Below are 13,209 nucleotides of genomic sequence, written 5' to 3'. Positions count from 1 at the left end.
CCGATGAGAACCGAGGGAAATCCAGAACAACAGCTTGGTAATGACGCCGCCCAAACGGATGTTCGCCGTCACGGAAGATTGAAGGCCCAGCGCCGACGCCGTTTCTTGATTGCTAGCGTAGTGTCATCAGTCATAGTCGTATTGCTCCTTGGTGCAGCAGCCTGGCTGGGCTCTAAAGCGCTATCGGTAAAGAGCGAACTGCAAGCAGCCACCGCTATCGTGCCTAGGCTCAAAGCCGCTCTTGCTAATAATGACGCGGTGGGAGCCGAGGCAGCAGTTCAGTCGATGGTCAAGCACACTGAATCCGCCAGAACTGCAGCATCAGATCCAGTCTGGAGGTTTGCAGCTGTTCTCCCGTTCTTGGGACCAAATTTCGAAGCAGTCAGCGAGGTGGCCACGACCGCGGATGACGTTGCCCAGTTGGGAGCGGTACCGCTCGTCACGGCTTTTCAGTCGCTGGATTGGAAGGCCTTAACGCCAACTTCCACAGGCATGGATCTTGCGCCACTCAAAGCGGCCGCGCCTAAAGTTCAGGCCGCTGCTCATACGATCCGCGAATCTGCGGAGCGACTCAACGATATCGACACTAGCTCATTGCTACCCCAGGTATCGGAACCCTTGGTGGATGCCCGCGACCAGCTAGCGTCGCTTCAAGGCGACTTGAACTCAGCATCTGACGTGGCCACACTGGCTCCTGACATGCTCGGGGCCGAAAGTCCACGCAGATATCTGCTGTTGATGCAGAATAATGCAGAGTCCCGTGCAACCGGAGGAATTCCTGGGGCGTTGGCCGTGCTGAAGGTCGACAAGGGCAAGCTGGAACTGGAGTCGCAAACGAGTGCTACAGCTTTGGGCTCGTTTGTTCCGCCGGTTGCTGTCGAGGATGAACAGCGGGCAATATACTCAGCACGACTGGGCAAGTTCATGCAGGACGTTAACCTGACTCCGGACTTTGCAACATCGGCCAGCAGCGCTCGTGCAATGTGGGAAAAGCGTACGGGAGAACAGCTCGACGGAGTCTTGTCTCTTGATCCGGTTGCACTGAGCTTTATCCTCGAGGCCACCGGTCCGGTGGAGGTCAAAGATCCGGTAGTTCGGCAAATTGGCCGTAACTTGCCACAGGAACTGACCGGAAAGAACGTTGTTCAGACGCTGCTGTCTGATGCTTACGCCAAGATCGAAGAACCAAAAGACCAGGACGTGTACTTTGCAGGCGCGGCCAATGAGGTCTTCTCGGCCCTTTCATCTGGTAAAACGGACGCCAAGAAACTCCTGGAAGCCCTTTCGAAGGGGGTCGGAGAACGAAGGATACTTCTGTGGTCCAACTCCGCTGACGAACAGGCCAAAATAGCCCGTTACACCCTCAGTGGAACTATCGTAGGTAACTCGATTTCACCGGCCCAGTTTGGCATCTATTTCAATGATGGGACCGGGGCAAAAATGGACTACTGGATGAAGCGAAGCGTCCAAGTTGTGAAGGACTGCACACGAGACGGCTACCGAGAAGTCACGGTGCGGGTCACGAGTACCAATACGGCACCTACCGACGCTGCCACTTCCCTGCCAGGATATGTGACCGGCGACGGGGCGTTTGGCGTACCTGCAGGAACAGTTCAAACCAACGTCGTAGCCTACGGGCCAGTACTTTCGAATATTGACACAGTTGTCAAGGATGGTGAACAAATCCCCTTCGCAGCGCAACGCCACAGTCAGCGAGCGGTCGGCACGTCTACCGTCAGGCTCGCTCCAGGCGAAAGTACCGCGCTGGAGTTCAATTTCGGCCATATCGTTCAGCACACAGAACCGAATTTGGTTGTCACGCCCACGACGCAGCTTTTCAAGGATGTGATCCAAGCCACAGATGCTGCGGGTTGTGAATAGGAAAAGACGTGCTCGTTAATCCTTTGTAACGGGTATGGATTTTCTTTGCAGCCAGCAAGCATTGAATGGTAAGTTCTACGTGGGCAGCACAAATGAGATTTCACTTACGGTCTCGTAGGGTCTCGGAAATCTCCAACACCACGTCGTACCACAAAGGTCTCAGGGGGGACACACATGAGGAAATCTCTTGCAGCGCTTACGCTCGCAGGCTCCATCGCACTTCTCGGCGCAGTTCCGGCCGTAGCAAACAACGCCAACTACCCGGCACCGAACACCAGCGTCGCCGTTTCCGATGCCTCCGTGGCACCGGGTGAAGCATTTGTCTTCAGCGGCACGGGCTTTACGCCGGGCGAAGGCATTACCATCACAGTAACGCCGACGGGTACGCCTGCGGCCAGTGGCAGCAGCGTTTCCGCCGGAAGCCTGTCCGTCTCTGCTCGTATCCCGCTGGCACCGTCCACCCTTTCGGCCACGGCCGATGGAAACGGCGCATTCTCGGCTCCGATCGTCATCAACGAACCGGGCGCATACGCAATCACTGCCACTGGCAACTCTTCCGGCGTGACCGTTGGACCGGTCACGGTTGTTGTCGGCGGCGCAGCGCTCTCCAACACTGGCGGCAACGCCGGTACCGGCACGGGCACGGGCCTGGCGAACACCGGTGGCGTCCCGTTGGCCAACACTGGTGCTGACTCAAGCCTCATCCTGTGGTCCCTCGTGGGCGCAGGCGCCTTGGCAGCTGGCACGGCATCCGTCGTGGTAGCTCGCCGCCGCGCAAAGGGCACTGAGGTCTCCGCCTAGTTCAAGTACGACTACTAGAGGGTGGGTTGCTGGCCGGCATTTGGCCAGCAACCCACCTTCTTTAGTTTGTCCTCTTCCCCATCCACATTTGCTGTGGTAATCGTATGAACCATGGGGCGGCATTGGAAAAAACATAGGTGGCATCTCACAGTACCTATCGCTGCGCTATCCCGACCAACATTGTCCCAGGACTTCACTCAATACGCCCTGCTGGGGTTGTTGACTGTAGCTGCGATAGGCGTCAGTGCCTGGGCTCTTATTAGGACTTCCTGAAGGCGCCCTTGAAAAACCCACTCCCCTGGCGCGTAGCCTTGGCAGCTTATCTGGCAGGCTTCGCGATGGTCGGTTTCTGGCCAACACCCGTCGACCAACCAATTCATGGCACACTTACTGCTGCTCTAAAGCATCTACATGAACTCGGCGGCACCGAATGGTTCGACTACCACTTTGTTGAGGCTTCAGCGAACGTTGTGATGTTCATACCGCTCGGAACTTTGGCAGCCATGGGCCTACCGGCCGTGCCTTGGTGGCGCCTCGTCGGAATCGGCTTTGCCGCGTCGGTATTCGTGGAGCTTGGGCAGCTGTTATTTATTACCGACCGATTCTCTAGCCATGTGGACGTTGTCACTAATACATCTGGTGCTGTCATCGGGATCCTCTCAGCGCGAGTGGTTGATCGCAGGATTATCCCGAAACTCACCACGGATAAGCGCGTCTCACCGCTAAGGGCATCCCGTTCGGTCGGACTTAGGCGATGAAGCCCTCCACAACCACTAGATCGTTCAAGGACATGCGCGCTCCTTAGACCAGCGGAACCCGAGAGGGCCGTGAGCCCTCTCGGGTTCCGTCAGAGGGCAGCAACGTCGTTGCACGCCAGGGCGTGAATAGCTGGCTGCCGGATTGCGCACCTTGCTACGGGCACCGAAATCTGGCACGAAAATAGCGAATGCCGGAAGCAATGGGGTCAACCGCACAAGCTCAGCCAAGTTTCGCCCCTGGCATGCAGCAGGAGCCGGAAATTAAACCGCGGGCTACCGGTTCCGTAGGACGTCCAGGCCTGAAAAAAGTGCACGCTGATCCCCATGTGCAAGGGAACAATCAAGACCTCGGACTTCATTGCCTTTTCAGCCGGTTCGTCGTGAGGTTGCAGGGCCCTCTCCTATGGAACCAAAGAAATTGTAATTCACGCGAAACATTCAGGAATGTTGGAAAGTGGCCTTATGATTATGCGGGCGGCACGCCCCGTCATCTGTTGCCCAAACAGGGGCGTGCCGCTGCCTCCACATCAAAGGGGCGACTGTGCACGGACAAAATTCTCCTCATGCCCAGAATCAGCTTGCATGCTGCTCATTGAAAGGACTGCGCTTGCCTTACGTCGACATCAATCCCCACAAGACGAGGTCCAAGTGGCCCGCCTACGCCGGGTTGGCCGTGTTGCTCATTGTCACAATCGCATTCGTCGTTGTCGTCCTAACCAGTCACTAGCGTCGAGCAGCCACCACGTCAGCTGCTGTAGCGACGCGACCCGTAACGAGAGCCACACCGGCAGTTGGGGCGTCAAAAGTCCACTTTCACGCAAAGGTTCCAAAAGGACAGGCCAAGACCGTGTGTATCGCGAACGTTCGGGTCTTCGCGAGGGCATGGACCGGGTCATGTGTCCTCCGCTTGGTGAGTCATCGAATTCCTAGACTAAGTGGAGTGAAGAGTGACCGCCAGGAGCTGCGGAACGATCAGTGCGTGCGCTGCTCCACTGTCTTGCCCGATGACGTTACGTATCGCTTCTGCTCAGTTGAGCAAGAGAAGTACTGCCTACTCGACACAATGGCCTGGAGCCATGCCCAGCCCCGTATCATGAGCACATGGGATCTCGGGGCGACAACAGTATGTGCGCTTCGTTCGCCATCATTGGTGGCCTCTTTGTGCTAAGCCTGAACATCGTCTGCGACAGTGTCCGACAACGCTACGGAGGGCTCAAGATCTCTTCGTTCATCGGTCTCGCCGCTGGCCCCGCATTCATAAGGGCATGGCTCAAAACGCAAATGTTCTCTGACGAGCGAATCAGCACCTGGACGTACAATCGGATACGTGGTCTGTGCCCTCCGCGAGGGTTCGCTGGGGCCAATGCAGGAGATGCGCGATGGTCTTGACCGACGGCGCCATTTCTCACTTCTTCTCTGACTGGCACTTTGGGTACTGTTTCCAGAACGCGTCGGCCAGCTTCGCCGGTACATAGCAAGAATGAATGAATCTCAATAACCGAAGGGCTCGATAATTTGGGGGGCGCATTGACGACCAAGTCCCGCGTGGATTGGGTAGATACTGCACGTGGCATTTCGATATTCTTGGTCGTTTTAACGCACGCGATCCACTGGCTCGGATTCGCTGGCGTTACTGCCCCAGATGAACTCCGAGCGTTCGATGCCGCCGCTGAGGGCATCCGCATGCCGTTGTTCTTCACCGCAGCGGGGTTGTTTGCCGCGAAGTGGGCCACTGTGGGATGGAGGCAACTCTTCAACCACAAGCTTGTCCTACTGGTCTGGACGTTCTTGATCTGGCAGGCAGCCGTATTCGCCTATAAGTTTGGGGCAGCTTCGATCCTTCCAGATCAACAGGACGGATCCCTTGCGTCACACCTTCTCAGGGTTGTCGTTTCCCCTGTTCGTCCCAACGCCGAACTTTGGTTCCTCTGGGCACTCGTGGTTTTCTTCATTTCGGCGAAAATGCTGCACAAGGCACCTAGCTGGCTGGCGATCGGTGGTGCATTGATGCTCTCCGTCCTTTGGTCCGGTGTAGTGCGTGAATTTGCAGGCGATGACCTGATCCGCCTTATGGGCCCCGGGCTCAGCAAGTTCCCGATGTACTTCTTCTTCTTCATAGCGGCGTCGCGGTACAAGGAACAATTGATGCGGTTCGTTTCGAACGTGCCAGTTGTAGCTTGGATTCTCGTATCGGTGTCGTGGGCGATCGTAATCCCGGTGACAGGCTGGATTACCTTACTGCCCTACACCCCAGTCAACGGCCTCATCACGCAGCTCTTCGGCGTCGCCGCTGGCATCGGATCCGCCCTCGCACTGACGCGGATCCGACCCGTGAGTAGGCTTGGCCAGCAAACTCTCCCGATCTATCTGTCGCATACAACATTCGTTGTCGGCATCGCCTGCGGGATCTTCGCGCTTGGTGTCAATGTTGACGGCCTAGCAGCCTTGGCCATGATCTTTTCCGTCGTTTTCATTGCCATTCTTTTGGGGCTTACATTGCAGCGTATCGCGGGAACCACCTTCCTGCTTCGCCCGCCAAAATGGTTCAAGGTCGCTGCCAGATCCCGCAAGGAGACTCTTGGCACCGCTCAAAGGCGGCGAGCAGGAGCAGAATTGAACTGGGGCACAATGCTGTGGCCCCTTTGTTCCGTGCTGGCCATCATAGTTATCGTCCCGCTAGTCATTCTGGCGCCCATGTACGCTGCCGCAGCCACTCTGGTGGGCCTTGTGATTCTCAGCTTCGGACTACGACCCAATCGCTTCGTGTTGCTTTACTTCTTTGTAGCTTTGGCAGTCGTTGTCTGTGTCCCAGTCCTGCGCATCGAAGGCTCCGGAGTCCTCCGTTTGGCGGTCCCGGTGGTTCTTGTATCAGCTGCAACACTAGTCCTAATGCGCACGCGGCTAACACCCGCGGCTCGACTCGTTTGGCCTGTAGCCGCCTACTTCATCCTCTCTGCTCTAGCGACGGCCAGCATGCCTGACGACAACGAATGGGCTGCCTACGCAATCACGGTGACCGTCGCATATGCCGCTGTCATATTCGGCACGGCACTTCTGAAAATGAGGTTGTTGAAGCAAGCTGCAACCGTCGTCGTTGTCATCGCCCTTGGTCAGGCGCTTCTGGGACTATTTGAAGTCCAATTCCTGACGGAACCGCTGTGGCGCGGTGCCAAAATCGCTGACAATGGGGTTTCCGTCTCCCTCCGGAACGAACTAATCGCCTCCATTCCGAGAGCACAGGGCACCTTCGGTCACCCACTTCCATTCGCTTTCATGATCACCCTCGGCGCGGTATTGGTGGCCAAGGCTCAAATCAAGGTGCTACCGAAATCTGTCCTGTTGGTCGTCCTCGCCGCCGGCGTAGTCGTTTCCGGGAGCCGAAACGCAGTCCTTCTCTATGTGGGGCTGGTCCTTGTTACATTGATTCTTCCCTCTATCATCGTCCGCCTACAGTTGGTTCTCATCCTCGTAGTCACGGCCGGTGTATTGGCCGCACCATTCCTCATTGACCAGCTACTGACCCTAACTAACTCAGGTTCGGTGGTTCACAGGCTGGGGGCCATTGACTCCATTGGGCGACTGCTGAACCTCCGTGACATGCAACAGGTATTCCTCGGTGACGGGGCATCTTCAACTCCACGCTTGTTCAGTGAAGGCCTCCTACAAAGAGACGGCTTTGAAGCAGTAGATAACCAGTACGTACTGCTCCTCGCTCAAAGCGGCATTCTCGGACTGGCTGTAATTCTGGGCCTCTTCATCGCCGCATTCAGGAGAAGTTCAGGCGTGCTCCGGCTAATGCTGCTCGGCGTATTCGCAGAGGCCATGATCTTCGATCTCCTCACCTGGCCATCTACAGCATTCATTCTGTGGACTTTGATTGCTGTCGCACTGTCTGCCGAGAAGGAGAAGAAACAAGAGATCGGCGTCCGCGAAACGGACGCCAACACCCAGTCTCAAGACGAAAGTAGCGTACCGGCGCCCAAATTTGCGCTGACGTGACGACAGAAAGATGGTCTTGCGATTGCTCAAGACCCTCTATTGCACCGATATCTAATAGGTCCGTCAAGGAGCCCAGCGCAGACTCTGGGTGCATCGTTCGCGGCACTTATTGGCATGATCCTAGCTTTATCTTTTGCCTGGGGCTGACTTGATTCAGCGCCGAGGCACGCTCCCCGCGTGCGTGTGGTGGAGGTAGTGCTCGCCGGGGAGGGGCACCACGATACCGTCGGTGACGCTCGCGGCTTGGCGATGGTGCAGCTCGAGCCACTCCGGGGTCTGCTTGTTCTCCGCGGCCACGAACAGCAACAGCGGCAGCTCCTTCGGGAGGCCCGTACCCCCAGGGCGCGTTCGAAGTTGCTCTGGATGTGGCCCATCTCGTTGAGGTACGTGCGTGAGAACGAGTTCCGGTTGGTGAGCATCTGCATCTGCTCACGGGCACGGTCGGTGTAGTTCTCGGTGGTGTCGTTGACGTCAGCACGTAATCAACGAAGGACTCCAAACCGGCGAATTCATCTGGGCGGCGAGAGCGACCGAGGGCAACATTCAATGGTGGTTCTACGACGCCAGTGACCGTACAAAACAAACGCGGCTGAAAGGCCACGTCCAAACGATCCAGGAAGTTACCCGCATCCGGACAACCCTTCGAGGAAGCTCGTCACATCCTCTGCCACTCGTTCCGGACACTCCCACAGCACCAGGTGACCGGTGTCCTCGTAGATCTTCAATCGTGCGCCCTTGATGCGGCCTGCCAGGGTTTCTTGATGCTGTCGCGGCACAAGGTGATCGTGGGCCCCCCAGAGTATGAGTGTAGGGGCGGAAATGTTGCCTGTTTCCGTCGGCGGGAGGGCTTGGTAGTAGCCGCGGAGGGATTCTTTCCAGATGGACGCAGGCATGGCCAGACCGTCCCGTACCCGCTCCTCTATGTAGGCTGCAGGCACTGTGTGCAGCAATCGGTACCAGGACAAAGAATCCCGAACCCAGTCCTCTGAGATTGGATCGGTCAGTGCGTCCACCTCATCCGCAAACGGCGGTCTCGTATGGAGGCTCAGTGGAGTTCCTACCAGGACCAGCGAAGCCAGCAGATCCGGACGCATGACCGACAGTTGCTGAGCCACGTAGCCCCCGCTGGAGGAACCCAGTACATTGGCGCGTGCCATGCCCAGAGCCTCCAGCACTGCGGCAATATCCTCTGCTACCTCGGACAGCGTGTACCCGCCGCTGGGTTTATCGGCGTCGCCGTGGCCGCGAAGGTCCGGTGCCACGATAGTGAGATCGGGAAGCGAGGCAATCAGCCGTCCGAAACTCCGCCAGGATTCACTCCACGCATGCAATAGCAGCAGCGGTGAGTCGCCGTCGTCGGCTGTTCGCTCAAGATTGCCTTGGACGAAACACGGCACTCTGATCCCGGTGTTCAAAGGGACGGTCCTGACTTCGGACTCCATGGCCCCAGCGTACGCTCGCCCCGCCGCTGATAGGAGGGTGTGCACCTACCCCCGCCCCCTCCCACTCCCTCACCCCATCAGCGATCTCCCCCACGTGCGTGTGGTGGAGGTAGTGTTCGCCGGGGAGGGGCACCACGGCGCCGTCCGTGACGCTCGCGGCCTGGCGATGGTGCAGATCGAGCCACTCCGGCGTCTGCTTGCAGAAGGAGCCTCTTCAGGGACCGGTACAGCTCGGCTTCTTCGCTGTCCGCTGCTGCTGCCACGGTAGGCAGGTTCCATGGGCGCGGTAGTACGCCGCGATGAGTTTGACTGCGGCGACTGGTCCGCCGGCAGCGATGGGCGGAGGGTGTTCGGTGTAGCACCGGTCATTCACTCGGGCAGCTCCCCCGCAATGATCCGCTCCGCCGTGAGTCGATAAGCCTCAGTGATGTAGTCCTCAACATCGCTGATAGCAATACGCCACACACTCCGGCCACCGACCTGGATCCCACGGAGTTCACCGGACTTCAACAACGCCCGGATCTGGCTCACGGACACGTTCAGTTCCTCGGCAACCTGCTCAATAGTCAGGAACCGGTGCTTCTTGGCTTCAGTGGACATCCATCCATCGTAGAAGTGGCTAGGGCCGGAATACGAGGCCCAACGGGGTGGACCTTCAATTTTGCCTGAACTATGTCACCAATTCACAGATGCAATGCCCCAGGGTGTCCGCCCCCGGGTCTCGAGGGCTTTTGCAGCGCCAAGTGGACGGAGGGTGCCTCCCTACGGCCGTGGTGGTAGGGCGAGCTTGAAGACTTTGGCCCACGCGGAGCCGACCTGTTTCAGCAGGGGCCCTGTGGTGTACTTCAGGTCGTAGCGTTGGCAGATGTCTCGGACCCTCGGGGCGATCTCGGCGTAGCGGTTGGACGGAAGGTCCGGGAAGAGGTGGTGCTCGATCTGATGCGACAGGTTTCCGGTCATGAGGTGCATAAATCGGGGCCCTGAGATGTTGGCGGATCCGATCATCTGACGTACGTACCAGTCGCCGCGGGTTTCGCCTTCCACCATTTCCTCGGTGAACGTGTCCGTTCCTTCGGGGAAGTGGCCGCAGAAAATGACAGCGTGGGCCCAGACATTGCGGATGGCGTTGGCGGCCAGTGTGCCGTAGAGGGCTTGCTTCCCGGAGCCTGTGAGCATGGCCAACGCGGGAGTGGCTGCGTAGTCTTTGGCGAACTGTTTAGCAGCCTTACGCCCCAGCGCTTTGAGGTCTTTGTTCATGGCCTCCTTGGATTTCAGGCCCTCTTTGTATTCGGGGATCTCCAGGTCGTAGATGGCTATGCCCCATTCGAAGACGGGCGCGAGCAGGGCGTTGTAGAGGGGGTTGCCCAGGTTGAAGGGCTTCCATTCCTGATCGGGATCCATGCGCAGAAGGTTGTATCCGACGTCGCGGTCTTTGCCGACGACGTTGGTCCAGCGGTGGTGAAGGTCGTTATGCGTGTGTTGCCATGAACGTGACGGAGTAACGAAGTCCCATTCCCAGGTAGTGGAGTGGATGTCCGGATCACGCATCCAGTCCCACTGGCCGTGGAGGATGTTGTGGCCCAGTTCCATGTTCTCCAGGATCTTGGCGACGCTCAGGAGCGCTGTGCCGGTGATCCATGCGGCCTTATTCTTGCTGACCAGCAGCGCGGCACGTCCAGAGACTTCCAACGCCCGTTGAATCTTGATCATTCGCCTGATGTACGCGGCATCGCTTGAGCCGCGCTTGCCCAGGATGTCGTCACGGATGGCATCGAGCTCGCGGCCCAGTTCAGCCACTTGCTCGTCACTCAGGTGCGCGGCTGCCGGTGGACGCACCGTTGGCCTGCCGTCCTCGGCAAGGGCTCCGGGCCGCGTCTTGAGCCCGACGGCGGTGGCTGGGCTTTTGGCTGAAACTACTGACATGCGGTTGTACTCCTCAGATTTCGAGGTTGACGGGCCCGGCGGCTGCCGAAACACACGTTTGGATGAGTTCGCCGGGTGCGCCATGCACTTCACCAGTGCGCAGGTCCCGGACGCTACCTGACAGCAGCGGAGTCAGGCAGCTGTGACAGATGCCCATGCGGCAGCCACTGGGCATGAGGACACCAGCGTCCTCGCCGACGTCGAGGAGGGGGACGCCGCCGTCGGCCAGGACCTCACGATCGGAAGCTTCAAAGGTAACCAAGCCACCTTCGCTGCCGCTTCCTCCCTTGAACTCGGTACTGAACCGCTCAATGGTGAGCGATCCCTGCCCCGCTCCGCTGTCTGATTTCCCTCCCGCGGTGATGGCCTCAGCCGCCGCTGCTTGCTGCCACAGTGCCTCAGCATCGTCCAGGAAAGTCTCTGGGCCGCAGGCATATGCGGCCCTGTCCCGCCAGTCCGGGCATATTTCTTCGAGATCGGCTGTAGATGTAAAGTCCATGCGTCCACGACCGTGAGTGTGCCATTGCACCTGGCGGAAATTGGGAAACTGATCAGCAAGTTCAGCCACTTCCTCGCGGAAGATACTGTCACCTTCCCCGCGCGAGGAATGGATGAGTACAACGTCCGCGTCGGGACGGCTCGGAACAAGTGTTCGGATCATTGACATGACCGGAGTGATGCCGCTTCCCGCAGTGAGCATCAGAAGGGACCGGGGGTGCTCCGGCAGGACAAAATCGCCCTGAGGCGGGGCCAGGAAGAGAACGTCACCGACCTTTGTCTCACGGACCAGGGCTCCGGACACGGAACCAACATCGGTAACTGTTATGGCCGGGTCTTCGCCCGCCGGCGCACTCAGGGAATAGGAACGCCACTGACGCACCCCATTGAGCTCCACCCCGACCCTGGCCCACTGACCAGCAAGGTGGGCATGCCAGCCCCTGCCGGGCCGGAAAAAAATAGTTGCCGACTGAGCAGTCTCCGGGACCACCCTCGTGACCACTGCACGCAACTGGCGAGACGAATAGACCGGATTGAACAGCGCCATGACATCTTCCGGGGCGAGCGGAGTGGTCAAAACAGAGGCGATACGGGCCAGCGGCCGAAAACTGAACATGCACTACTCTTCACAACGAGGGAGAACGAGGACTGTGACCGTATGAAGCGGAATTTCCGTACTAGCAAAATATCATAAGCATACTTACAACATTTCTTGCCAGTGCAGTACTACTGGACAAAGGGAAAGCCCCTCGGGAGGGGCTTTCAACGGAAACGGGACATAGTGCTTGGATTGGTCAGCGGTGATGCGTTCCTCCTCCCCGGGCCCTGGAGCCCATGCCGGTTTCAGTAGCAAGAGAGTAATACCTTCCCGGGATTTCGTGCAAACCCCCGCCGGCGGCTCAGAAGGGTAGCGTTCCACTTTTTTTAAGAACGGAACATCGTCATCGGGCCACTCCCCCACCCACCCGGGTCTGTCACTTTCAAGAGTCGTCTACACAAGACGAGCACCAACACCGGCGGCGTGCGCACGAGTAGGGCCTCAGGGGACAACGGCGCGGCAGCACCGGCGTGGTGAGTCCTACCCGCGCCCCGCCTCCCACTCCCTCACTCCGTCAGCGATCTCTCCCGCGTGCGTGTGGTGGAGGTAGTGCTCGCCGGGGAGGGTCACCACTGTGCCGTCGGTGACGCTCGCGCTTGGCGGTGGTGCAGCTCGAGCCATTCCGGGGTCTGCTTGTTCTCCGCGTTCGACCTCGACTACGGTTGGGGCGCCCCCCTGCGGGCAGCCACGTGCAAGTCAGGTGAATATCTCGTAGAAGATATTTGCGCGACCACAGCAGCCAGCCGGAAGTACGTTGTTCCCACGAACCGTTCAAAGGGGCAACGAATGGCACACTTCAGCAACTCCTCCAACTACAGCTGCGCAGTAGGCAACCGCACCCTCCACGCGATTGACCTTGAGAACGAACTGGGCGGCGTTGATGCATCCCCGCAGGAAATTTCTGATTTCTTCCATGTTTGGAGCCTCCACACCAGCACGGTAACCCCCGGAGATCGCGTCATTGTTGCCATGAGCCACCGCCTGGCGAAGCGCGCCTGGTTTGTCCTTCCCCGGCAAGGCATTCAGCGGGTAGTGGGGTCCGGCCAGGACGGCGCCGACAATGCACTGCTCCATGCCATCGACATCACTCATGATTCGCGCCGCTTCTCCCGGCTGGTGATCGGCTCGGGCGATGGAATCTTCACCGACCTCGCCTTGAAGGCGGCACGCAGCGGCATGCAGGTGGAGCAGGTGGTTGGCCGAGGACGCCCATCCCGCCGCCTCATGGCCGCCTGCACCCTGACCACACAGCTTCCTTTCGACCAAGTGTGCGGGCACGGTCTGGTGCTTGCCGCTTAGCGGACCCTTT

At 58.7% G+C, this 13,209-nt stretch carries 11 protein-coding genes; 6 read left to right on the top strand and 5 right to left on the bottom strand.

The features are described 5' to 3' along the window. The first annotated feature begins 3 nt into the window (after positions 1–3). The 5 genes from J3A64_RS00900 to J3A64_RS00880 all read left to right on the top strand — a co-directional run bounded on the left by J3A64_RS00900 (position 4) and on the right by J3A64_RS00880 (position 7,889). A complete protein-coding gene (locus J3A64_RS00900; RefSeq protein WP_210063445.1) occupies positions 4–1,881 on the top strand; it encodes a DUF4012 domain-containing protein in 1,878 nt (625 codons plus the stop codon). A 174-nt stretch (positions 1,882–2,055) separates the two neighbouring features. Further along, entirely contained in the window at positions 2,056–2,682 is a 627-nt protein-coding gene (locus J3A64_RS00895) for an LPXTG cell wall anchor domain-containing protein (RefSeq protein ID WP_210063444.1), read from the top strand. Between the two features lie 281 nt (positions 2,683–2,963). Continuing rightward, positions 2,964–3,440, top strand: a complete 477-nt coding sequence (locus J3A64_RS00890) for a VanZ family protein (RefSeq protein ID WP_286176119.1) — start codon at positions 2,964–2,966, stop codon at positions 3,438–3,440. Positions 3,441–4,985: 1,545 nt separating this feature from the next. Further along, the gene (locus tag J3A64_RS00885; RefSeq protein ID WP_307807223.1) at positions 4,986–7,439 is read left to right on the top strand and encodes an acyltransferase; all 2,454 of its coding nucleotides are present in this window, start codon (positions 4,986–4,988) and stop codon (positions 7,437–7,439) included. Positions 7,440–7,616: 177 nt separating this feature from the next. Continuing rightward, positions 7,617–7,889: a hypothetical protein gene (locus J3A64_RS00880; RefSeq protein WP_210063442.1), complete on the top strand. Its 273-nt coding sequence runs from the start codon at positions 7,617–7,619 to the stop codon at positions 7,887–7,889. A gap of 170 nt (positions 7,890–8,059) precedes the next feature. Here J3A64_RS00880 and J3A64_RS00875 read toward each other — a convergent pair whose 3' ends face one another. The 5 genes from J3A64_RS00875 to J3A64_RS00855 form a co-directional block, all read right to left on the bottom strand. After that, the gene (locus J3A64_RS00875; RefSeq protein WP_210063441.1) at positions 8,060–8,881 is read right to left on the bottom strand and encodes an alpha/beta fold hydrolase; all 822 of its coding nucleotides are present in this window, start codon (positions 8,879–8,881) and stop codon (positions 8,060–8,062) included. Between the two features lie 369 nt (positions 8,882–9,250). Then, entirely contained in the window at positions 9,251–9,481 is a 231-nt protein-coding gene (locus J3A64_RS00870) for a helix-turn-helix domain-containing protein (RefSeq protein WP_210063440.1), read from the bottom strand. Positions 9,482–9,643: 162 nt separating this feature from the next. Then, positions 9,644–10,804: an acyl-CoA desaturase gene (locus J3A64_RS00865; RefSeq protein WP_210063439.1), complete on the bottom strand. Its 1,161-nt coding sequence runs from the start codon at positions 10,802–10,804 to the stop codon at positions 9,644–9,646. A gap of 13 nt (positions 10,805–10,817) precedes the next feature. Next, positions 10,818–11,918 (bottom strand): ferredoxin reductase, encoded by a 1,101-nt coding sequence (locus J3A64_RS00860; RefSeq protein WP_210063438.1) that lies wholly within the window; start codon positions 11,916–11,918, stop codon positions 10,818–10,820. 462 nt (positions 11,919–12,380) lie between these two features. Continuing rightward, positions 12,381–12,521: a hypothetical protein gene (locus J3A64_RS00855; protein ID WP_210063437.1), complete on the bottom strand. Its 141-nt coding sequence runs from the start codon at positions 12,519–12,521 to the stop codon at positions 12,381–12,383. A gap of 165 nt (positions 12,522–12,686) precedes the next feature. Here J3A64_RS00855 and J3A64_RS00850 point away from each other — a divergent pair, with 165 nt between their 5' ends. Beyond that, positions 12,687–13,199, top strand: coding sequence for a hypothetical protein (locus tag J3A64_RS00850; protein WP_210063436.1), 513 nt, complete (start codon positions 12,687–12,689; stop codon positions 13,197–13,199). Positions 13,200–13,209 lie beyond the last annotated feature (10 nt).

This window comes from Pseudarthrobacter sp. PvP004, assembly GCF_017876035.1.
Lineage (GTDB): Bacteria > Actinomycetota > Actinomycetes > Actinomycetales > Micrococcaceae > Arthrobacter > Arthrobacter aurescens_A.
Note: the sequence above shows the minus strand (reverse complement) of the source record. Positions and strands in the feature narration are given on the sequence as shown.